20 protein-coding genes are annotated in these 20,634 nt (G+C 72.4%); 9 read left to right on the top strand and 11 right to left on the bottom strand.

Annotated elements, in window-relative coordinates:
- Positions 1 to 7: 7 nt before the first annotated feature.
- From OG386_RS09025 to OG386_RS09010, 4 genes are all read right to left on the bottom strand, one after another.
- Positions 8 to 820 (bottom strand): metal ABC transporter solute-binding protein, Zn/Mn family, encoded by an 813-nt coding sequence (locus OG386_RS09025; RefSeq protein ID WP_328787647.1) that lies wholly within the window; start codon positions 818 to 820, stop codon positions 8 to 10.
- Entirely contained in the window at positions 778 to 1,656 is an 879-nt protein-coding gene (locus OG386_RS09020; protein WP_328787646.1) for a metal ABC transporter permease, read from the bottom strand. Before OG386_RS09020 ends, OG386_RS09025 begins: the two co-directional genes overlap by 43 nt.
- Positions 1,653 to 2,288: a metal ABC transporter ATP-binding protein gene (locus OG386_RS09015; RefSeq protein WP_328787645.1), complete on the bottom strand. Its 636-nt coding sequence runs from the start codon at positions 2,286 to 2,288 to the stop codon at positions 1,653 to 1,655. The genes OG386_RS09020 and OG386_RS09015 overlap by 4 nt, the downstream gene beginning before the upstream one ends.
- Before the next feature lie 160 nt (positions 2,289 to 2,448).
- Positions 2,449 to 3,105 (bottom strand): DUF2278 family protein, encoded by a 657-nt coding sequence (locus tag OG386_RS09010; protein ID WP_328787644.1) that lies wholly within the window; start codon positions 3,103 to 3,105, stop codon positions 2,449 to 2,451.
- A gap of 152 nt (positions 3,106 to 3,257) precedes the next feature.
- On the opposite strand from OG386_RS09010, the gene OG386_RS09005 reads away from it, so the two are divergent.
- Positions 3,258 to 3,677 (top strand): TOBE domain-containing protein, encoded by a 420-nt coding sequence (locus OG386_RS09005; protein WP_328787643.1) that lies wholly within the window; start codon positions 3,258 to 3,260, stop codon positions 3,675 to 3,677.
- Between the two features lie 24 nt (positions 3,678 to 3,701).
- Here the strand turns inward: OG386_RS09005 and OG386_RS09000 are convergent, their stop codons facing one another.
- The 3 genes from OG386_RS09000 to OG386_RS08990 all read right to left on the bottom strand — a co-directional run bounded on the left by OG386_RS09000 (position 3,702) and on the right by OG386_RS08990 (position 7,815).
- Complete coding sequence (locus tag OG386_RS09000) at positions 3,702 to 4,142, bottom strand: molybdopterin-dependent oxidoreductase (protein ID WP_328787642.1); 441 nt, start codon at positions 4,140 to 4,142, stop codon at positions 3,702 to 3,704.
- Positions 4,143 to 4,225: 83 nt separating this feature from the next.
- Positions 4,226 to 6,994 (bottom strand): molybdopterin-dependent oxidoreductase, encoded by a 2,769-nt coding sequence (locus tag OG386_RS08995; RefSeq protein WP_328787641.1) that lies wholly within the window; start codon positions 6,992 to 6,994, stop codon positions 4,226 to 4,228.
- Positions 6,991 to 7,815 (bottom strand): FAD binding domain-containing protein, encoded by an 825-nt coding sequence (locus tag OG386_RS08990; RefSeq protein WP_328787640.1) that lies wholly within the window; start codon positions 7,813 to 7,815, stop codon positions 6,991 to 6,993. Before OG386_RS08990 ends, OG386_RS08995 begins: the two co-directional genes overlap by 4 nt.
- A gap of 226 nt (positions 7,816 to 8,041) precedes the next feature.
- On the opposite strand from OG386_RS08990, the gene OG386_RS08985 reads away from it, so the two are divergent.
- Positions 8,042 to 9,511: a PucR family transcriptional regulator gene (locus tag OG386_RS08985; protein WP_328787639.1), complete on the top strand. Its 1,470-nt coding sequence runs from the start codon at positions 8,042 to 8,044 to the stop codon at positions 9,509 to 9,511.
- Between the two features lie 24 nt (positions 9,512 to 9,535).
- On the opposite strand, the gene OG386_RS08980 is transcribed toward OG386_RS08985, so the two are convergent.
- The 3 genes from OG386_RS08980 to OG386_RS08970 form a co-directional block, all read right to left on the bottom strand.
- Positions 9,536 to 9,934 carry a TOBE domain-containing protein gene (locus OG386_RS08980; protein WP_328787638.1) on the bottom strand — a complete coding sequence of 133 codons (399 nt, stop codon included), beginning with the start codon at positions 9,932 to 9,934 and terminating at the stop codon, positions 9,536 to 9,538.
- Positions 9,935 to 10,047: 113 nt separating this feature from the next.
- A complete protein-coding gene (locus tag OG386_RS08975; protein WP_328787637.1) occupies positions 10,048 to 11,847 on the bottom strand; it encodes an Ig-like domain-containing protein in 1,800 nt (599 codons plus the stop codon).
- Between the two features lie 50 nt (positions 11,848 to 11,897).
- Positions 11,898 to 12,977, bottom strand: coding sequence for a hypothetical protein (locus OG386_RS08970; RefSeq protein WP_328787636.1), 1,080 nt, complete (start codon positions 12,975 to 12,977; stop codon positions 11,898 to 11,900).
- Between the two features lie 396 nt (positions 12,978 to 13,373).
- Here OG386_RS08970 and OG386_RS08965 point away from each other — a divergent pair, with 396 nt between their 5' ends.
- From OG386_RS08965 to OG386_RS08940, 6 genes are all read left to right on the top strand, one after another.
- Positions 13,374 to 13,757, top strand: a complete 384-nt coding sequence (locus tag OG386_RS08965) for a hypothetical protein (protein ID WP_328787635.1) — start codon at positions 13,374 to 13,376, stop codon at positions 13,755 to 13,757.
- A 126-nt stretch (positions 13,758 to 13,883) separates the two neighbouring features.
- Positions 13,884 to 14,303 carry an ATP-binding protein gene (locus OG386_RS08960; RefSeq protein ID WP_328787634.1) on the top strand — a complete coding sequence of 140 codons (420 nt, stop codon included), beginning with the start codon at positions 13,884 to 13,886 and terminating at the stop codon, positions 14,301 to 14,303.
- 244 nt (positions 14,304 to 14,547) lie between these two features.
- The gene (sigK, locus tag OG386_RS08955) at positions 14,548 to 15,153 is read left to right on the top strand and encodes an ECF RNA polymerase sigma factor SigK (RefSeq protein ID WP_328787633.1); all 606 of its coding nucleotides are present in this window, start codon (positions 14,548 to 14,550) and stop codon (positions 15,151 to 15,153) included.
- The gene (locus tag OG386_RS08950; protein WP_328787632.1) at positions 15,150 to 15,902 is read left to right on the top strand and encodes an anti-sigma factor; all 753 of its coding nucleotides are present in this window, start codon (positions 15,150 to 15,152) and stop codon (positions 15,900 to 15,902) included. The genes sigK and OG386_RS08950 overlap by 4 nt, the downstream gene beginning before the upstream one ends.
- Positions 15,903 to 15,968: 66 nt before the next feature.
- Positions 15,969 to 16,454: a hypothetical protein gene (locus OG386_RS08945; RefSeq protein WP_328787631.1), complete on the top strand. Its 486-nt coding sequence runs from the start codon at positions 15,969 to 15,971 to the stop codon at positions 16,452 to 16,454.
- A 486-nt stretch (positions 16,455 to 16,940) separates the two neighbouring features.
- Positions 16,941 to 17,546, top strand: a complete 606-nt coding sequence (locus OG386_RS08940; RefSeq protein WP_328787630.1) for a DUF3291 domain-containing protein — start codon at positions 16,941 to 16,943, stop codon at positions 17,544 to 17,546.
- Positions 17,547 to 17,550: 4 nt separating this feature from the next.
- On the opposite strand, the gene OG386_RS08935 is transcribed toward OG386_RS08940, so the two are convergent.
- Complete coding sequence (locus OG386_RS08935) at positions 17,551 to 18,000, bottom strand: GNAT family N-acetyltransferase (protein ID WP_328787629.1); 450 nt, start codon at positions 17,998 to 18,000, stop codon at positions 17,551 to 17,553.
- A gap of 564 nt (positions 18,001 to 18,564) precedes the next feature.
- Here OG386_RS08935 and OG386_RS08930 point away from each other — a divergent pair.
- The gene (locus OG386_RS08930) at positions 18,565 to 20,634 is read left to right on the top strand and encodes a SpoIIE family protein phosphatase (RefSeq protein ID WP_328787628.1); all 2,070 of its coding nucleotides are present in this window, start codon (positions 18,565 to 18,567) and stop codon (positions 20,632 to 20,634) included.

The raw sequence follows: 20,634 nt of genomic DNA, 5'->3' as shown, positions 1-20,634 counted from the left end.
GTCGTGCTCAGGAGCCGCCCATGGCCTTCTTCAGCTCGGCCGCGGCGTTGCGGTAGACCGCGAGCAGGTCCAGATCCTCTCCCGGGTAGTTGACGATCTTCACCTGCTTGGCGCCGGAGTCGGGCAGTACCGTGCCGGTGGACATGTGCGCGTTGTCCAGCACCAGCTCCGGCTTCTTCGCCGCGAGCTCGGCCAGCTGCGCCGGGGTCACGGCCTCGGGTCCGTAGGTGCCCACCGGGGTGGCGCCCGCGAGCTTCGCGGCCCAGGTGGTGAAGACCTGGCTGACGACGGAGGGGGCCTTGCCGCCCGGCCAGGCGGCCTGGACGTCCTTGTTCAGCTTGGTGTACTCGGTGTCGAAGCCGGTCTTCCACTGGGTGGCGGCCTCGGGGGTACCGAACAGACCGGCGAGCCGGGCGACTTCGGCGGACGCCTTGGTGGGATCGTTGTCGAGCTCCACCTCGACCAGCTTCGCCTTGGAGCCCGCGGCCTCCTTGATCTTCGCGGCGTACGGCTCGAAGGGCGCGTAGAGCACGAAGTCGGCCTTGGCCACGGCGGCGAGGTCCGACGGCTTGGGGTCGTAGTCCGGGGCGTGGTGGACGGACTGCGGCACGATGACCTTGACGTCCTCGGCGCCCGCGGCCTTGGCGAAGGCGCCCTCCCAGGTGGTGGTGACGACCACGACCGGCTTCTTGGCCTGCGGCTGCGTGCCGTCCTGGGACTTCGCGTCCTGGGACGAGGGGGTGTTGCCGCAGGCGGCGGTCAGAGCGAGCGCCGCGCTCAGTGCGAGGAGGGAAGTGATACGGACGCGGGTGCGCGCCATGAGCTGATTCTCCGTTCGGGTATGAAATGCACCGCGAGGACCAGTGCCCCCGCGGTCAGGACGAGGACCGGGCCGGGCGGCCAGTCCAGCCACAGGGCCAGCAGGAACCCCGTCAGATTCACCGCCACGCCGATGCCGATCGCCCAGAGGGTGATCGACTTCAGTGAGCTGCCCAGGCGGCGGGCGGCGAGTGCGGGCAGCAGGGTCAGGGCGTCGACGAGCAGCGCGCCGGTCAGTTTGATCGCCCCGGCGACCGCGATGGCGACCAGGACCAGCAGTGCGGCGGTCAGTGCCCGCACCGGTACGCCGGAACACTGGGCGAGCTCGCGGTCGTACAGCAACAGGCCGATCTCGCGCCGCCGCCACCAGAACAGGCCCGGTACGACCACGGCCAGTACGCCCAGGACGACGAGGTCGGCCGAGCCCACCGACAGGATGGAGCCCCACAACAGGGCGAAGGCCCCGGAGGCGTTGACCCCCGACACGGCCAGCAGGAGGAGCGCCGCCGCGATGGCCAGGCTCATGAGCAGGCCCATCGCCCCCGACAGGCCGTCCGGGGTCCGGGCGAGCGGGGCCACGCCCGCGCCGGCCAGCGCGCAGGCCACCAGCGCGCACAGCATGGGGTCGAGTCCGGTGAGCAGTCCGACGGCGATGCCCAGCAGGGCGACGTGCATCATCGCGAACCGCACGGGCATGATGTCGAGCCCGACGATGATCACGCCGATGACCGGCAGGCCGATGGCGGCCAACAGCAGGGCCACGCCGGCCCGTTGTACGGGCAGCAGTTGGAGGAGTTCGCCGAGGTCGGCGGTGGCCAGGTGCACGGCGAGGTTCACCGGACCTCCCGCAGGTGGCCCGCGGCCATCTCCAGTACGCGGTCGCAGCGGTCCGCCAGCGCCCGGTCGTGCGTCACCACGATGAGGGTCACCGGCAGGGAGGTGAGGACGTCCGCGGCCTCCGACTGCCCGTCAAAGTCGAGGGCGGCGGTCGGCTCGTCGGCCAGGAGCAGCTCGGCTCCCGCGGCGATGCAGCCGATCGCGCGGGCGAGGTACATCCGCTGCAACTGGCCGCCGGAGAGGGTGTGCAGGGGTCGCCCGACGAGCGGACCCACGCCGAGCCGCTCCGCGGCCGCGGCCGCTTCCGCCGGAGCGTTGCTGCCGGCCAGCAGTTCGGCGCCGAGCAGGGGGAAACGGCCGGCGGCCGGCTTCTGCGGGATCCAGGCGCAGGCCCGGCGTCGCCAGGCCCACTCGGCGGGCGACCGGCCCTCCCGGCCGCCGACCGTGATCGAGCCCGTCGTCTGACGGTGCAGACCGAGCACGGCGCGCAGCAGCGTCGTCTTGCCCGAGCCGTTGGTGCCGGTCAGGGCCACGCGCTCACCGGCGGCGATCTCCAGATCGACGTCCGAGACGGCCTCCACCCGGCCGTGCCGACACACGACGTCCCGCATGCGCACATCCAGTCCGCCCATCTCACGCCTCCTCCGCCGCGAGGGAAGGCGAGGATCCGCCTCCCACGCGGCAGTAGTCGGACGGGGGACGCCCGGAGTTCCCGGCGGACCAGGACCGATTCCGTTGAGGGTCGGGGGGCGACCCGGTCGGAGGCGGATCCAGAGCCGACTCCGGCCGTGTTCAGATCGGATGGCCCTCGGCGTCCGTGTGGTCCTTCTGGCCGGAGAACTTGTTCAGGAACACGTCGAAACGGCCGTCGGGGCGGCGGGTCATGGTCGCGCCGTCCTGCCAGATGCCGTTCTCGGGCCACCACTGGCTGCCGTACGCGTCGCCCTGGTTCTGGTGGATGTTGTGGACGCCCAGCCCGGTGTCGAACGGTTCGCCGAAGACCAGGACCGGCCGTCCGACGGCGAGGATCGGCTCGAAGGCGTTGGCGGCTTCGACGTTGGAGCCCGAGGTCCAGGGCGGGGAGGACTTCAGCAGCCGGTCGAGGAGTTCGCCCAGCGGGCCGGGCAGCCACCCGGGCCACTCCTGGAGCCTGCGCAGGGCCGGATGGCGGAGGTAGTCGAGGGATCCGGACCTGGGCACGCGGTCGAGGTCGTGGAACCCGGGCGCCATCGCGGCCACCGGACCGAGCGCCGCCGCGTCCACGGTGAAGACCTTCCACTGGACGCCGGTCTGCGAGTCGTGGCTGTCCACGTCGACGGCGCACTTGTACCGCCCGTCCGGGGCGTCGACCCGGAGGTTGACGTGGAACCAGGCGCCCTCCGTGTCGGGGGTGTCGCGGAAGTGCTCGTGGAGGGTCCCGGCCAGCACGCCGTAGCGGTCGAATGGCATGTTCCCCAGTGAAGCACCGGGCCAGCCGGTCGGGTGGTTCTGGCGCGCGGGCGCGAGGGGGATCGGCCCGGACCGGATCGGATGCGCCTACGTTCGGTTGCGTGCGGCCCCTTCGGACCGCGCGAGGCGCCTACGCAAGAGGTCGAACCTTCATGAGTCTCAGCATCCGCAACCAACTCGCGGGCACCGTCACCGCCGTCACCGTCGGCGAGGCCATGGCGACGGTCAAGGTCCGGCTGGACGGCGGTCAGGAGATCACCGCGGCCATCACCGCCGACGCCGTCAAGGACCTCGGCATCACCTCGGGTTCCGCGGTGAAGGCGCTCGTCAAGGCCACCGAAGTGGCCCTGGCCACCGGGCCGGTCGAGAACATCTCCATCCGCAACCAGATCACGGGCACGGTGTCCGACGTCGCCGTCGGCCCGGCCATGGCCGCCGTGAAGGTCAACGTGAACGGGGGCGGGCTGACCGCGGCCGTCACCGCCGACGGTGTCCAGGCGCTGGGCCTGGTCCCCGGGTCCTCCGTCGTGGCGCTGATCAAATCGACCGAGATTTCCCTCGCCGGCGCCTGATCCGGTCGCACCGTCCCGGCCGGCTCAGATGCCCGGCGCCGCCAGGGCGCCGAACCACACGTGCGTGACCGCGCTGACGTAGCGGGCCCCGCACCGGTCCGAGGGGACCACCAGCTGGGCCCCGGACCCGTCCAGGTCCTCCCCGTCCAGGCGGGTGGCCAGCAGCACCGGGGTGCCCCCGAAGTCGGCGTCCAGTTCGGCCCAGGCGAGGACGCTGTGGTGGCCGTCCCCGCCGCTGACCGCCAGCAGGAAGCGCGACCGGTCCTTGCGGCGCCGGGCGTCGAAGGCGGGCCCCGCGCTCGCGACCACGTCGCGCAGCAGCACGCCCTCGAAGACGTGGTGCTGCGGGCCGTTCGTCGCGCAGTCGAAGACCACCTTGGCCCGGTGCTGCTCCCATTCGCGCAGGTCGGCGACGCTGAGCAGGGCCGGGCGGTCGAGGTCTCCGTGCAGCATGAGTTTGGCCATACGAGCCCGATTCCCACGTCCCGTCGCCTCGGAAACGTATCTGCAAGCTGCATCTCACTATGTGAGTCGCATGTGAGTGCGTTCTAGTCCCTCGCGGCTTGCATCTTCTGCCAGACGACGTCCCTCGTTACGGGCATCTCCGTGAACCGCACCCCGGTCGCGTCCCGCAGGGCGTTGGCGAAGGCCGGACCCACCGGGTTGAAGGGGCTCTCGCTCATCGACTTGGCGCCGAGCGGGCCGATCGCGTCGGAGGTCTCCATGAAGTGGACCTCCGTGCGCGGGACGTCCGCGTACTGCGGGAGCCGGTAGCGGCGGAACGCCGCCGTGGTGACCTCGCCGCGCTCGTCCACCCGTACCGTCTCGAACAGGGTCGCGCCCAGCGCCTGGGCCACACCGCCCTCCACCTGGCCGCGGCACTGCATCGGGTTCATGACCTTGCCCGCGTCCGCCGCGTGCACGCTGCGCAGGATCTTCATCTCGCCGGTGTGCGGGTCGACGGCGAGACGGAACCACTGGGCGTTGAACGCCACCGACCGGGGGGAGCCGGTCCAGTGGCCGTCCGCGGCCATCTCCTCCAGCTTGCCCTTGTCGTACGCGGCTTCGTACAGCTCCTTGAGGGTGACGGTCCGGCCCGCGCAGTCGAAGGCCTCGGGTCCCGGCTTGCACAGGTGCCGGGCCACGCCCGTGTGCCGGGCCGCGAAGGTCTGCAGGCGCTCCGCGAGCGAGTTCGCCGCCAGCATCACCGCCTTGCCCGCCACCACCGTGCCGGCCGAGCCGAACGCGCCGGTGTCGTGGCGCACGACGTCCGTGTCGGACTGGCGGACCGCGATCCGGTCCACCGTCGTGTTCAGCGCACCGGCCGTGATCTGCTTGTGGACGGTGGTCGTGCCGTTGCCGAACTCCGCGGTGCCGACCGCGATGTCGTACGTGCCGTCGCGCAGCAGACTGATCCGGGCGTCGGCGAAGTGGCCGCCCGGCGGGCCGGTCGCGATCATGGCGACCGCCGAACCCGTGCCGGTGAGCCAGCCCTCGGGGACGTCCTCGTGGCTGCGGTCCTCGGCGATGGCCTTGCGCACCACGTCCATGCACTGCTTCATCCCGTACGAGGCGATGAAGAGGTCCTCCTCGTGGCCGATCGGGGTGACCATGTGGTCGCCGGCGCCGATGACGTTCTTCTCGCGCAGTTCGAGCGGGTCCATGCCGAGCCGGAGGGCGAGCTCGTCCATCGCCGATTCGAGGGCGAACAGGACCTGGCCCAGGCCGTAGCCGCGGAAGGCACCGGCCGGGACGCCGTTGGTGTAGACGGAGTACGCCTCCACCTCCTTGTTCGGCGCCTTGTAGACGGCGAAGGACTCGCCCACGCTGTGGAACATGACCGCCGGGCCGTGGTTGCCGTAGGCGCCGGTGTTGGAGACCACGCGGATGCGCAGCGCGGTGAGCGTGCCGTCCGCCTTGGCACCGATCTTGATGGTGATCTTGAAGGGGTGGCGGGTGGTGGCACCGTAGAACTGTTCGGCCCGGGTGAATTCGAGTTTCACCGGCCGGCGCAGCTTCAGGACGGCGAGGACGACGATGTCCTCGGTGAGCATCTCCTGCTTGCCACCGAACCCGCCGCCCACGCGGCCCGCGACGACGCGGACCTCGTCCTCACCGAGGTCGTAGAGGGCGCACAGCGCCCGCCGGGTCAGGAACGGCGCCTGGGTGGAGGAGCGGACGGTGATGCGCTCGCCGTCGCCCTCCTCCTTGGGTTCGAAGTACGCGACGCTGCCGTGGGTCTCGAGGCTGGCGTGCTGCACGCGCTGGGTCTGGAAGGTCTCCTCGTAGACGACGTCAGCCTCCGCGTACCCCTTCTCCATGTCGCCGATCGTGTGGTGGACCTCGCCGCACACGTTGTTCTCGGCGCGGAAGATCCCCGATTCGGGGCCCTTGGGGTGGAGGACGGGGGCGCCCGGCAGCATGGCCTCCTCCGGGTCGATGACGTACGGCAGTTCCTCGTACGTGACGACCACCCGGCGGCAGCCCTCCTCGGCGGCCTGCTCGCTGTCCGCGACGACGGCCGCCACGCGCTGGCCGACGAAGCGGACCACGTCGTCCAGGACGCGGGTGTCCATCGGGTCCTCGGTCGGATGCTCGTGCCGGGCCGACGAGTAGAGCCGGTCGGGGGAGTCGTGGTGGGTGAGGACCGCGTGCACGCCCGGGACCTGGAGGGCGTCCCTGGTGTCGATGTCGACGATCCGGGCGTGCGGGTGCGGGGAGCGCAGCAGCTTCATGTGCAGCAGCCCGGGCACCTCGACGTCGAAGGTGTAGCGGGCGGTGCCGGTGACGACGAGGGGACCGGCGGGGGCGCCCAGGGACTTGCCCACGGCCTGCCCGGCCTCCGGGGACTCGGTGTGCTTGACCCCGCGCAACGCGTCCTCGATGGCGCGGTAGCCCGTACAGCGGCAGATGTTGCCCTTGAAGGCGCGCGGGAGGTCCTGGAGCTTGCCGTCGTCGTGGGCGGTGCCCTCCTCGGCCTGGAGGGCGGCGGTGGTCATCAAGAAACCGGCGGTGCAGAAGCCGCACTGGAAGCCCTGGGCGTCCAGGAACTGCTGTTGCGCCGGGTGGAGCTCGCCGCAGGAGCGGGCGAGGCCCTCCACGGTGGTGACGCTGCGGCCCTCGGCGCGGACGGCCGGGTAGAGACAGCTGTGCACCGGCTGCCCGTCGACGTGGACCGTGCAGGCCCCGCAGTCGCCCTGGTCGCAGCCCTTCTTCACGCCGAACCAGCCGCGTTCGCGCAGGTAGGTGCGCAGGCACTGGCCGGCCCGCGGCTCGGTGTCGAAACGCCGCTCGTTGATCTCGATCTCGTACGTCATCGGGGGTCCTCGGTGGTGAGCTCGCGGCGGATCTCCTCGGCCAGGCGCAGGGCCATGTGGCGCCGCCATTCGGGCAGGCCGTGGATGTCGTCGTACCACTCGTCGGGCCGGACGGCGCCGTCGATCGCCCCGCGCAGTTCGGCGGCGGTGGGCGGCAGCGCGAACCAGAAGCGGAAGGGGCGGGTGGTGGCGGCGGAGACCGTCACGGCGAGGGAGCCGTCGGCGGGGTCGTGGGCGCCGATGACCAGCGCGCCGGAGCGCCCGAGTCCGTAGAGGGACGCCTGGCGGAAGGCCGTACGGGAGTCCAGCGCGTTCGGGGGCAGGCGCACGGACCGCAGCAGCTCGCCCTCGCGCAGGTCCTTCACGCCGGCGCCGAGGACGAACTCGGTGACGGGCATCCGGCGGGTGGCGCCGTCCTGGCCCTGGAGGAAGACGGTGCCGTCGAGGCCGGCCGTGAGGGAGATCATCGGACCGGCGGGCAGCCCGTTGCAGAGGTTCCCGCCGACGGTCGCCATGTTCCAGATCTTGAAGCTGGCGAGGAAGGCCCGGCAGCACTGCTCGAAGAGCGGGGCGGCCGTGGTCGGCAGGGTCCGGGCGAACCGCGAGAGCTCGGTGATCGTGCAGGTCGCGGCGATGTCGAGGGAGCCGTCGGGCTGCCAGGACAGCGGCGGCCAGCCCATGCGGGAGAGGTCGACGAGGCGGCGGATGTGCGGCTGGGGCTCGGAGAAGAGGTACGTGCCGCCGCCGAGCCAGGCGTCGCCGGGACGCCAGGGTTCGCGGCGGCGGGCGTCGCGCACGTCGAGCACCGTGTTGAGATCCAATTCGCGCCACCAGCCTTTCTGGCCTGACAGGGGGTTTCGGCCAGTGAAGCAACGGGAGCGGGGGTGAAACGACTGGTCCCGGCCACGGAATCGGACGAGCCCGAAACCCTCCCTCCCGGAGGATCAACCAAGAGGCCTATCGGGTGCTTCACCTTGCATTTACGATGGCTCAGCCTCTATTCACCTCGCGAATGTGGGCGTCCGCCCGCCGCAAGGAGTCCCCGCCATGCACGTCCTCGACCTGCTCCAGCTCGACAGCCTCGGGCTCAACCTGCTCTGGGGCGAGGAAGCCCTTCTCGGCCAGGAGGTCGCCGGCGTCACCGCCACCGACCTGGAGGAGCCCGGCCGCTTCCTGGGGCCGGGGGAGCTCGTGCTGAGCGGGTTGGTGTGGTGGGCCGAGGGCGACGTGGCCAAGGCGGACCGCTTCGTCGGCGCGCTCGCCGACGCCGGAGCCACGGCGCTGCTGGCCGGGGAGGAGACGCACGGCAGGGTCCCCGACGAGGTCCTCGCCGCCTGCCGCAGCCACCGGGTGCCGCTGGTGGCCGTCCCCGCGCGCACCAGCTTCCGGGCCGTGACCGAGGCCGTGTACCTGCGCCAGTGGGGCGACCTGAGCCGCCGCCCGACCCGGCTCTTCGCACTCCCCGAGAACGTGCGCGGCGAGCTGAGCCGGCTCGTGGAGGCGGGGGCCGGACCGGACGAACTCCTGGACCGGGCCTGCGCGCACCTCGGCCGGGTGTCCTGCTACCTGCTCACCGCCAGCGGCCGCACGGTGGCCCGTACGCCGTCCGCCCCCGAGCTGCCCGCCCGGCAGGCGTCGGCCGCCGCCGCGCGCGGCGGGGTCTGGCTGCGCATCGAGACCGAGAGCTCCCCGTACGACGCCTGGCAGCTGCACGTGCCCGACCCGGACGCGGCGCCCCCGCGGGTGCTCCACGAGATCGCCGAGGTGCTCGCCCAGAGCCGGAGCGGGCAGACCCGCCGGCTCGCCGCCGAGCGGCTGGCCGGGCAGGAGCTGATCGGCGTGCTGGAAGGAACGCCCGCCGGCCCCGCCCCGGCCGACACCGGAGCCCTGGAGGAGGCGCTCGCGGGCGCCGGGCTGCCCGTGGGAGGGGCGTACCGGGTCCTGGCGGCGACCTCGGGCGACGCCCTGGCGGAAGGCCTGCGCCACCTGGAGGGCGCCACCTACGCCGTGGGGCGTTCGGTGGCGGTGCTGCACGAGGACCCGGCCTCCGCGACCGACGCGGCCGGCGCCCTCCGCGCGCTCTGGCCGGTGCTCCAGCAGTGCGGGGGACCGCAGTCGGAGCTCCGACTGGGCCTCGGCACGCGGGCCGAGGGCCTGGAGGGGCTGCGCGCCTCGCTCAGCCAGGCCCGGTTCGCACTGACCTCGGCGGACGAGACGGTTCCGGTACGCGGGGTCGAGCAGTTGGACACCCTCGGGGAGCTGATGGCGGGGATCCCGCCGGAGGTCCGGACGGTGTACGGCACGCGGACCCTGGGGGCGCTCGGGGACGGGATGCTGCGGGAGACCCTGGAGGTCTTCCTGGCCAACAACTGCTCCTGGGCCCGCACGGCGGAAGCGCTCCACCTGCACGTGAACACGGTGCACTACCGGATCGAGCGGGTGGAGGTCCTGACGGGCCGTGATCTGTCGCGCCTCGACCACAAGTTGGACCTGTACGCGGCGCTGCTCTGCGGATGACCGCCCCGGGGGCGGGGCGGGGGCCTACGGCAGGGCGATGTGGACCTCGGTGGACTTCACCCGCGCCGTGACGGTCGAGCCGACCGTGATGCCGAGCTGTTCGACCGACTCCCTGGTCACCACGGACACCACGTGGTGCGGCCCCGACTGGATCTCCACGCGGGCCGCCACTTCGTCGAGCCGGACGGCGGTGACGATCCCGGCGAAGGAGTTCCGTACGGAGGTCTGGGCGGTGCCGGGCGGCAACGGGTGCATCCCGGTGGCGCGTTCCTTGGCGAAGGCGGCGAGGGCCACGCCGTCGACGGCCCGGGAACCGTCCGGAGCGCGGTCGGCCGGCAGTCGGCCCGACTCGGCCCACCGGCGGACGGTTTCGGGGCTCACGCGCAGCAGTTGGGCGGCAACGCCCATCGAGTACGACGGCACGCCCGCAGCATAGGCGGTGCCGCTCCGGCCGCGAACGGCGAGGCACCCGGGACGGATCGTCCCGGGTGCCCGTGCGTCACCGCCCGGCGTTGCCGGCTAAGGAGCGGGTGCGGTTACGGCGCCGGGCGGCACTGGCCGGACCGGGGCCCCTGGACGACGGTGCCCGTCTGCACCAGCTCCGGTGCGTTGCCCTCGCAACGCAGCGGTCCGGTGACCCGGTTGGCCCGGAACGCCGGGACGTCCGCGCCGGGCAGCGGTCCGTCGCCGCTGTTGCCGTCGATCCGTACCGGTCCGGTGACCGTGTTGGCGGAGGCCTGGAGGCCGCCGGTGTTGCCCCCGAAGGTCAGCGGACCCTGGAAGGTGTTGCCGGCGCAGGCGGTCGGCCCGTCGTCCGAGCCGGCCAGGACGTAGCCGGCGCTGTCCGTGACGGAGACGGGGCCGGTGAGGCGTGAGCCGCAGAGGGCGAGGGCCAGGGCGCCCTCGGCGGACACGGGCCCGGTGACACGGGCGTCCGTGATCGCCAGGGACCCGCCGGGAGCCACCTCGACCGGGCCCGTTTGACTGCCGCCCGAGGCGATGCAGAGCGCCTGGCCGGCGGCCACCGTCAGGGTGCCGACCCGTGCCGTCGTGATGCACGGCAGGCTGAAACCGACCGTGACGGGGGCCGGCCCGGCCGTCGCGCTCGGCGTGTGGCTCGCATCCCCGCCGTAGGTCGCGGTGATCGCGTGGGAGCCGGGCCGGAACGCGGCGGTGCGCAGCCGGGCCCGCCCGCCGTCGAGCGGCACGGTCGCCAGTGCCGTGGTCCCGTCGAAGAAGGTGACCGTCCCGCCCGGAGCGCCCGCGGCCGGATGCGCCGGGGCGGCGGTCGCGGTGAGGGTCACGGGGTGCCCGAACAGCGGTGCGTCCGTGTCCGCGGCCACCGTGAGCGAGGACCCGTACCGGAACGAGACGACCGCCTTGCCGTTGCCGCGGTTCACCCCCGGCAGGAGGACGGCGTCGGTGGCCGCCGGAGTCGCGAAGCCGCTGCCGCCCCCGCCGCCTGCCCCGTACAGGTTGTCGGGGTTACCGCCGCCGGAGCCGCCGCCACCGCCGAAGTAGCCTCCGCCACCGCCTCCTCCGCCGTTGCCTCCGCGTGCGCCGTTGCCGCCGGGGCCGCCGCTGCCCGGGTTGGGCAGTCCGGTGTTGGGGTCGATGTCGCCTCCGGGTATTCCGGGGCCGCCGAGGGGCGAGGTGCGGCTGCCGGTGCCGTGCGCGGTCTGGGTCGCGCCCCCGCCCCCGAGACCGGATCCTTCCGGACCGCCGCCCTGGCCGCCGGGCTCACCGGCCGGGCCGCCGCCGTGGCCGCCGTGCAGCAGGGGCCCGCCGTTGCCCGCGCCCCCGCCGCCGCCGGCGACGAGGACCCGGTCGGCCGGTCCGAAGGCGCCGACGCGCACATCGGTGGCGCCGCCGCCGGAACCGCCCCCGCCGTGCGCACCGCCGCCGCCGGCCCCGTGGCCGGTGCCGCCGGGCCGGGCGTACTCGCCGCGCCGCGAACTGCCGGAACTGCCGGCGCCGCCCACCGTGATCTGCAGGTTCTGGCCCGCGCTCACGGCGAGGCCCGCGCGGGTCTCGCCGCCGAGTCCGCCGGCCGCCCCCTCGTTCGGGGGATTGGGGGTGACGAAGCCGGCCGCGCTGCCGCCCTCGGCTCCGAACACGTCCACGGTGACGGCGCTCACGCCCTCAGGGACGGTGAAGGTGTCCGTACCGACCGCCGTGTAGGTGCAGGTGGGGGGCGAGGCGGTGAACGTGCCGCCCGCACCGCAGGGCGACGGCGCCCCGGCCGGGTCGGCGGTCGCGGGTGCGGCCACCAGTACGGCTGCCAGCAGACCGGTCACGCCGGCCGCCACTGCTGTCTTGGCTCTGAAGATGCTCAACGAGGATCCAAACGAGAGTACTTGGGAAGATGCGGGCAGCTGCCGGTGGCTCAGACGCCGTCATCGGCGCACAGCGCCCAGGCGTCGGAGTAGGTCCCCGGCGAGCTGACCCCGCCGGTGTGGGTGACGGCCGTCCAGTAGGCGGCGGTGGTGGTTCCGTCGCTGACCGGGGTGCCGCCGGAGGTGCTCGGGTAGCTGCCGTTGAGGTGGTCGCCGACCGATCCGGGGCCGGTGAAGGCGGTGGTCGTGACGTTGCCACCGCTGATCGCGGCGCCTCCGCTGACCAGCTTTCCGTCGTTGCCGCCGCAGCCGACCGTGACCGTCTGGCCGCTGGTCGCCGCGGTCGGGCCGCTCACCTCGCTGTGGCGGACCTTGACGGTGGCACCGCTGACGTTGATGTTGTTGCCGCTGCAGATCGCGTAGGCGTACGTGGTGTTGTTGCTGTTGCCGCCGCCGCCGTTCCAGCCCACCGCGGTCCAGGAGTCGGGGTTGTTCTCGCCGTCGGCCGCGGCCTTCTGACCGAAGCCGTGGGCGGAGTCGTTGAAGGTGGGGAAGCTCGCGATGGGCTTGAGGCTGCCGACGCTCGCCGGGGTGATGCGGGCGCCGCCGCCGATCAGCCGCGTGTTGGCCGGGCAGCTCGCGGTGACCAGGCCCACCGTCCCACTGGTGGTGGGTCCGGCGGTCTTGTTCATGACCACCTGGGTGTGGTTGATCAGATTGCTGGTGAAGCACAGGGCGTACGGAGTGCTGGAGAAGGAAGCGTTCACCGCGCCGCCGCTACCGCCGATGCCGAGCCAGTAGGCCACGTCGGTCCCGACCACGCCGGTGGAGCCGGTGTACTCGGTGCTGCCGTCGGGGCTCGGCGAGGTGCCGTTGATCTTGTTGCCGTTCGACGAGGTGCCGGTGCCGATGGCCTGGTTGATCCCGCCACCGGAGATCAGGCCGCTGCTACAGGCGGCGTTGGTGGATATCTCGGAGAAGGCGGAGCCGGGTCCCGCGGTGGCGCCCGGGGTCTTCACGGTCACGCCGACCGTGTTGGCGTACGCGATTCCCGGTACGGCCAGGGCCAGCAGGGCGCTCACGACCAGCGCCTTTCCCGCGGCCGGGCGCCGCAGAAGCATCTTTCGCATCAGGATTTCCCCTTCGGAGGTGGATCTCGGCTGGAGGCGGCCGTGGCCGCACGGCCTCCGACGCATCCGTGGTGGTTCTCGGGGCTTCGGTCTGACCGAGGTGCTCGGCACGGCGTCGAACCAGGTCGGGGACTGCCGTGACGGGATGGGGCGTGCGGATTGCGCCTGCGGAATGTATCAGCCAGATAAGGCCGCAGATACGGTTGATCTCATGATTCTGCCTTGCAAATGCTCTACTCGTCGGTAGGTGGCGATCCCCTTCGCGTCGCGATGTTTTGTCCCGTAGATGAGGTTTTTCCAATCCCTCGCGCTGTGCGTGGCGAATCCCTGGTGAGGCTCCTGAGGTTGAGGGGGCCGCTGAACCGACCGTCCGATGAAGGGAAGGAGGTGAGTGCGATGACCGGTTCGCTGCGCACACGGCGCCTGCTCGTCGGGACCGCGTCCGCCGGGCTGCTGGCCGGCGGCTCGCTGCTGGGCCTCTCCGGCACCGCGAACGCCGCCCCGGCGGCATCCGCCACGGTGAGCTCGACGCTCACCGGCGACCGTGACCGTGATCGTGACCACCGCCAGGACCGGCACGACCGGTGGGACCACCACAACCGGTGGGACCGCCATGACCGGTGCACCTGGGTGAAGGGCCACTGGGAGTCCAAGTGGCATCACGGCACCTGGCACGAGGGCTACCGCGACCACCACGGCAACTGGCACGACGGCTGGTGGGGCAAGGGCCACTCGCAGCACTGGGTGCCCGGCCACTGGAACTGCCACAACAAGTGGTAGCGCCCCAGCGCCGCAGCGCCGACCGGCGCACAGGGGTTCCGGGGTCACCGCCCCGGAACCCCGTCCGTTCCCGGCCCCCGGACCGGCCCGGAGCCACCGGGGCCGCTCGCACAGCGAGGAACCGTCATGGACACCGCAATCGCATCCCCGGCGCGGCCGAGGACCGTGCACCACCCCCTGACCTCAGGACCACAGGCCGCCGGGGAAGCCCGCCGCAGCGCCGCGCGCACCCTGGCCCTGCACCCCGTGCGCTGCCCACAGGAGACCGCCTGCGACATCCTGCTGATCGCGTCCGAGCTCGCCACCAACGCGGTCCGGCACGCCGTTCCCCCGTACGCGCTCACGATCAGCCTGGACCGGGGCCGGGCGGGCATCTGCGTCAGCGACGGCTCGCTCTCCCTGCCCCAGCGGGGCGACGGCCACGGGACCGAGGCCACCCGGGGGCGCGGCCTGCAGATCGTCCGGGCGCTCGGCGCGGACCTCTTCGTCAGCCGCTCACCGCGCGGCAAGCAGGTCATCGCCGTGCTCACCTGGCGGGACGGCTGACCCGACGGTTCCCTCGAACGAGGGAACCGCGCCTCGTCCCGGAGCGTGAACGCCCTCCCATCCGCACGCGCCTCCGCTACGAAGAACCATCAGACCCATCCCCTGGACCTGTGGCCCGCACCGCCCCGTGCGGCGGTCCGGCCGCTGCTCTCCGGACAAGGATCACCATGCGATGGACACCCCGCCCCCGGCCGGACGATCCCGGCCGCCCCTGCGTCTGGTTCCCCAGGCCGGAGCCCGCCCCGTGAACCAGCCGAGCCGCTTCGGCCCCGACCCCACCGGCGGCCCCACCAACCGCACCGACCGTGCCGAGCTCCCCGAGGTCATGCGGCAGGTCGCACACGGCGACAAAGAGGCGTTCTCCGTCCTGTACGACGCCCTCGCCCCGCTGGTCTTCGGGATCGTGATCAAAGTCGTACGCGACCGGGCCCAGTCCGAGGAGGTCGCCCAAGAGGTCATGATCGACCTGTGGCGGCAGGCCGCCCGCTACCGGCCCGACTCCGCCAGCGTCACCACGTGGGTGGCGACCATCGCCCACCGGCGGGCCGTCGACCGGGTCCGCTCCGCCCAGGCGTCCGCCGACCGGGAACGCGCACAGGCCGCCCGCGAACACCGGACGGCATTCGACGAGGTCGCAGAACAGGTCGAGATCCGCCTGGACAGCGAACAGGTCCGCCGCTGCCTGCACGGCCTCACCGAACTCCAGCGCCAGGCGGTGACCATGGCCTACTACCAGGGCCTGACCTACCGCGAGGTCGCCGAAGTCCTCCACACGCCGCTTCCCACCGTCAAGACGCGCATGCGCGACGGACTGGTCCGGCTCCGCGACTGCATGGGGGTGACCACATGAACCAGCACCGGTCCGATAGCCACGCCCTCACCGCCGCGTACGCACTGAACGCCCTGGACGTCGGCGAACGCGAGCCGTTCACCGACCACCTCGTCCGGTGCGAGGAGTGCCGCCTGGAAGTGGCCGGGTTCCAGGCCACCGCCGCCCGGCTGGCCGCCGCCGTGGCCCAGCCGCCGCCCGCCGCCATGAAGCAGCGGACCCTGGCAGCCGTCGAGGGCGTGCGCCAACTCCCGCCCCGACGCTCCACCCCCCTCTCCCCGGTCCCGGTGGGCGGCGCGCTGCGCCGCAAGGCCGGCCTGTTCGCCGTGGCCGCGAGCGTGGCCGCCGCGGCCCTGTTCGCGGGCCTGGCCGCCTGGCAGAGCCAGGAAAGCCGGCACTACGAACAGCAGGCCCGGCAGATCGAGCAGCGCCTCGACGACGTCAGTACGGTCCTGGCCGCTCCCGACGCCCGGACCGCCCACGGCCGCACCAGCAACGGAGCCGCCGCCACCGTGGTCTCCTCGGCCATGCGCAACAAGGCCGTCTTCACCGCCGGCGGACTTCCCGCGCCCGTCGCCGGCACGACCTACCAGCTGTGGCTGGACCACGACGGCACCATGAGCCCGGCCGGTTTCATCCACCGGGACGGCACCGTCCTCGTCGACGGCGACACCGCCGACGCCGGCGCGATCGGCCTCACCCTCGAACCCGCCGGAGGATCCCCACGACCCACCACGACCCCCCTGCTCCTGATGGACCTGCCCGCCTGACCGCCGTCCCTTCCGGTCGAGCGGAAAGGGGCTGCGGTGGATCGGGGCGCCGGGCAACATGGCGGTGTGGCCGATCTTCTGTGGGACGACGTGAGCTGTTTCTTCGACCCGGACCTGATGGGGGCGCTGCCGGACATGCGCGTCCCGGGTTGTTCGGTCGAGGATTGGCAGGCGGTCCTCGACCTCGTCGAGGCGAGGGGCTGGAAGTGCCGCTACTCCGAAGGCGCCACGGAGCTTCCGGTGCCCCGGGCGGCGAGCGTGCTGTCCCGCCCGGTGGACGCCGAGTGCCCGGAGCTGCGGGTCCGGCCGGTTGCCGATGTCCTGGCGATCTTCCGTTTCTACGCCGACGACGTCATCGACTTCGACGTTGACCTGCGGGAGTTGCAGGGGCAGGAGCGACTCGATGTGTTCTGCGGCTTCCTGCGGGAGATCGGGCGATGCGTGGGCAAGGCCGTCCTGATGGACCCGGAGGGCAGCCACGGCCGTCCGGTACTCGGCTTCGACGTCGCGGCCGATCGGGTCGTCCTCCTGGCCGAACCGCTGGCCAGGTGACCGTGGTCGTCCCTGGCATCGATTCCCGGCCTGAGGGGACGTCTGGAGCTGATGAGAAGCGAGCCTAGCTGTGGGCTACCAAGGAGACCCTGGACCGGCGCGGCAAGGTTGTGCCCCCCTGGTGCCGGCGGCGTGAACGAGGTGGGACGGCCGCAGCGTTGACGGTCGGTGAGCCCGGGCAGGCCGCCCGCCCGGGCGAACCGGTAGGCCGAAGCGGATCACTGGTACCCCGGAGCTAGCCCCGCCCCGCCCCAGCCCTGCAATGACCTGTCCAAGAGGCCACTTGGACAGGGAAAACGCAACTTCGACATGGCCCGCAGGGGCAGCTACCTTCACCTGGTCCTCGGCGATCGCCCACGGGCGCACAGGAGTTCCTTCGGCTGAGCCACCCGCGAAGGGACGGGTCCGGCACGCCCCACTGCTCCTTGCCCCCCTGCGCAAGCCGCCGCACCGGGACCACACCAGCCCCCTACCAGGGAGAGACGCATGCCCCATCTTGCGCTGTACACATTCGGCGTCCTCAAGTCACCGCTCGCCGATCCCACACCGCTCACGAACGAGCTCTACGACACCGGCGAGGCCATCTACCGGAAGATCAGTCAGCACCCCGGGTACCTCGCCCGTGCCGAAGCGGCAGACGGCGACCGGGGCACGCTCTTCGAGGCGGACTGGGGTGCATGGGGGGAGTTCGCCGTACCGACCTGGTACGGCAAGGGCCGCACGGTGGAAACCACCGCCCTGGCCGCGACCCTCTCGCTCTGGACCGACCTGGACCCCGTCTTCGACGCCATCTACACCGGTCTGCACCGTGGGGCGCTGAACAGGCGTTACGACTGGTTCGAGAAGACGGGGCACCCGGGATACGTGTTCTGGTGGGTCCCCGACGGCGTGATACCCACCTGGCGGGACGGGGTTTCCAGGCTGGAACACGTCCACGACCACGGCTCCGCGCCGCACGCCTTCACCTTCCACCACCCGTTCGCCCCGGACGGAACGCCGACCAGGACCCGAGGCATCGGGTCGAAGGGCGACCCGGACCGTCACCGCAGCCCGCGTCCGGGGGAGCCCAGGGCCTCGGCGCCGAACCGATAGGGGCTCACGGAGCCATGTCGTACGTGACCCACATGGTCCGCTGGGCGACCCGGTCGTACTTGGACCGCGCCCGGTGGTTGTCATCGGCGGTGATCCAGCGGACCACGCTCCAGCCGCGCTCGGCCGCGAGCTCGCGCAGTGCGCCGAGCAGCAGGTCGGCGGCGCCCGAACCGCGGTGCTGCGGTGCCACGAACAGGTCGTCGAGGAAGCAGCCCACCGTCGCGGAGAGCGGGCGCGCGAACGGACGGTAGTGGGCGAGGCCCAGCAGCCGCCCCTCCGTGTCCTCGGCCACCAGGGCGCCCACCTCGTGGCCGGGGTCGGTCACCCAGGACCAGACCGTGGCGGCCGCCTCCTCGGTCTGCTCCACCCCGTAGAAGTCGGCGTAGCCCCGGTAGAGGGCGCGCCACTGGGCGAAATCGCCGTCCCGCACGGAACGCACGCTGATGTCGGACATAGGGCTGGACTCCCGTGATCGAAGGAAGGCGGAGCGGGGCGCGTGCGCCGCCGCTCCGGCACAGAGCATCGATCATGCTGGAGCCCGGCGGGCCCGGCAGGTGCCGCGGTGTCGAAACGCGGGCCGTCCCAGCGCCACGATGTACGGGTGCGGCCGGCGAAGCCCTGCGCGCCGAACACCGCTGTCGGCGCGCAGGGCCTTCCTGGACCAGGTCACTCCGTGACCGCGAGAGCCGCCAAGCGGTCCGCGGGGTGGTGGCCACGACCAGTGAACCAGGAGCGACCCCGGGGCGACACCTGGTCCGGGGCACGGAATCGGGCCGGTCCGCCCCGTGTCGTCAGGGTGGATCGTCCAAGAGGTGAATCGTCCCTTCGATCTGGCACGTGCAAGGTGTGACGGGGGTTTGATCTCGCTCATGCGGGTTCATCTTGTGCGGGGGCGCATGGGCGACGGCGAGGGACCCCGCGAGGCACTCGTCCCGGGCCGTCGTGCGCCGCCCGGCGTGCCCGTACGACGCGTCCGGACGATGATGTGGAGAGAACGGCGTGCGGAAGGGGACGTCTCGTGCCATCGGCTCGGCCGGGGGGCGAGGAAACCCACGGCCCGATCTGGTCCGAGCCGGGGTCGCTGCTCGAGCGCGTGCCCGTGGCCGTCCTCGGCATCGACGAACACGACCGCGTCTGCTACTGGGGGCCCGGCGCCCGTGACCTCTTCGGGTACGAGCCCGGCGCCGTCCTCACCCGGCCCGGCGCCCTCCTCTTCGCCGACGCCTCCCGCAGCGGCAAGTCCGCATCGTGCGCCCGACTGACGGAGCAAGGGCGCACGCAGGGTTACTGGCGGGGCAGGCTGACGGCCCGGCACCGCGACGGCACGGTCTTCGACTGCGGCTTCCGGTCCTTCTCCGTCACCGGATCCGGCGGCCCCTCGGTGGTGATGGTCCTGTCGAGCCGCAGCGACGAACTCGACCGGGTCAAGACCAACCTCGCCTTCCTCGACGCCCTCTTCGAGACCTGCCCCATCGGCCTGGTCATGATCGACGAGGACCTGCGGTACATCCACCTCAACCAGGCGCTCGCCGACATGGACGGCCTGCCGATCGAGGCCCACCTGGGGCGGCGCATGGACGACATCATGATCATGTCCGACGGCGGTGAGTACGAGCGCATGCTCCGGGCCGTCGCCCAGGGCGGGGCACCCGTGGTGGGGACCCTGGTCGGGGTGCGCCCGCGCGGGCATCCGGACCGCGACCAGGTCCGGTCGGTCAGCTTCTTCCCGCTGAGCCGGGCCGTCGGCACCCGCTCCGGCGTGGGCGGGCTGATGATCGACGTGACCGACCGGGAACGCGCCATCCTGGAAGCCACCGCCAGCCGTCGCCGGCTGGCCCTCCTCGACGGGGCCTCCACCCGGATCGGGACCACCCTGGACGTCAACCTCACCGCCCAGGAGCTCGTCGACGCGTCGATGCCGGACTTCTGCGACGGTTCCGTCGTCGAGATCGTGGAGTGGATGGACGAGACCGAGGACTTTGACCCGGGGCGGCCGCTGTTCACCCGTCGCATCGCCTCCGGGACGACCCTGCCCGCTCCGGCCGTCGAACTCGTGAGCGGGGTGGAGAAGGTCCGGTACCCGCCGGGCTCCGTCATCCACGACATGCTGAGCACCGGCCGCGCCATCTCGGCCGTGGTGGACGAGGAGTTCCTGGCCCGCACCGTCGTCACCGAGTCGCGTACGAAGATCATGGGCGAGAGCGGGGTGGCCTGCATCCTCGTCGCTCCGCTCATCGCCCGGGGCACCGTCCAGGGCATCGCCATGTTCGGCCGGTCCGCCGCCCGTCCGCCCTTCACCGAGGAGGACGTCAGCCTGGCCAGCGAACTCGCCTCGCGCGCCGCGATCTGCCTGGACAACGCCCGCCTCTACAGCCGGGTCCAGGACATCGCCCTCACCTTGCAGCGGGCCCTGCTGCCCACGGCGCTGGCGGTCACCCCGTACGTGGACGTCGCCCACCGCTACGTGCCCGGCAGCCGGATCACCGAGGTCGGCGGCGACTGGTACGACGTGATCAACCTGCCCGACGGTCGGATCGTCCTCGTCGTGGGCGACGTGATGGGGCACGGGGTCTCCGCGGCCGCCGCCATGGGCTATCTCCGCATCACCACCAAGGCCCTGGCCCGCCACGACAGCGAGCCCGCCGACCTGCTCACCGAACTCGACATGTGCGCCCAGGAGGCCGGCATCGAGCTCGCGACCTGCCTGTACCTCGTCTACGACCCGCGCAGCGGACGTGCCCGCATCGCCAGCGCCGGCCACCCGCCGCCCCTGGTGCTCCGGCCGGACGGCACGGTGCAGACCGTCGACGAGGTCCTCGGGGTCCCGCTGGGCGTCGGCGGCGCCCCGTTCCGGACCACCGAGATCGAACTGCCCGAGAACGCGACGCTCGCCCTCTACACGGACGGCCTCATCGAAGCCCGGGGGCAGGACATCGAGGTGGGCCTGGACGCCCTGCGCGCCGAACTGGGCGACCGCAGCGAACCGTTGGAGGACATGGCGGACCGCATCCTGGCCGGCCTGCTGCCCGAACCGCCGACCGACGACACGGTCCTGATCCTGGCCCGCGTCCACCGGGGCGCCCCGTGA

This window comes from Streptomyces sp. NBC_00273 (genome assembly GCF_036178145.1).
GTDB lineage: Bacteria > Actinomycetota > Actinomycetes > Streptomycetales > Streptomycetaceae > Streptomyces.
The sequence above is the reverse complement of the archived record's forward strand: the minus strand, read 5'-3'. Positions and strand labels throughout refer to the sequence as shown.

Coding starts and splice junctions, on each gene's coding strand:
- OG386_RS09025 (WP_328787647.1), bottom strand. CDS start 820: ATGGCGCGCACCCGCGTCCGTATCACTTCCCTCCTCGCACTGAGCGCG.
- OG386_RS09015 (WP_328787645.1), bottom strand. CDS start 2,288: ATGGGCGGACTGGATGTGCGCATGCGGGACGTCGTGTGTCGGCACGGC.
- OG386_RS09010 (WP_328787644.1), bottom strand. CDS start 3,105: ATGCCATTCGACCGCTACGGCGTGCTGGCCGGGACCCTCCACGAGCAC.
- OG386_RS09005 (WP_328787643.1), top strand. CDS start 3,258: ATGAGTCTCAGCATCCGCAACCAACTCGCGGGCACCGTCACCGCCGTC.
- OG386_RS09000 (WP_328787642.1), bottom strand. CDS start 4,142: ATGGCCAAACTCATGCTGCACGGAGACCTCGACCGCCCGGCCCTGCTC.
- OG386_RS08995 (WP_328787641.1), bottom strand. CDS start 6,994: ATGACGTACGAGATCGAGATCAACGAGCGGCGTTTCGACACCGAGCCG.
- OG386_RS08985 (WP_328787639.1), top strand. CDS start 8,042: ATGCACGTCCTCGACCTGCTCCAGCTCGACAGCCTCGGGCTCAACCTG.
- OG386_RS08970 (WP_328787636.1), bottom strand. CDS start 12,977: ATGCGAAAGATGCTTCTGCGGCGCCCGGCCGCGGGAAAGGCGCTGGTC.
- OG386_RS08965 (WP_328787635.1), top strand. CDS start 13,374: ATGACCGGTTCGCTGCGCACACGGCGCCTGCTCGTCGGGACCGCGTCC.
- OG386_RS08960 (WP_328787634.1), top strand. CDS start 13,884: ATGGACACCGCAATCGCATCCCCGGCGCGGCCGAGGACCGTGCACCAC.
- OG386_RS08950 (WP_328787632.1), top strand. CDS start 15,150: ATGAACCAGCACCGGTCCGATAGCCACGCCCTCACCGCCGCGTACGCA.
- OG386_RS08940 (WP_328787630.1), top strand. CDS start 16,941: ATGCCCCATCTTGCGCTGTACACATTCGGCGTCCTCAAGTCACCGCTC.
- OG386_RS08935 (WP_328787629.1), bottom strand. CDS start 18,000: ATGTCCGACATCAGCGTGCGTTCCGTGCGGGACGGCGATTTCGCCCAG.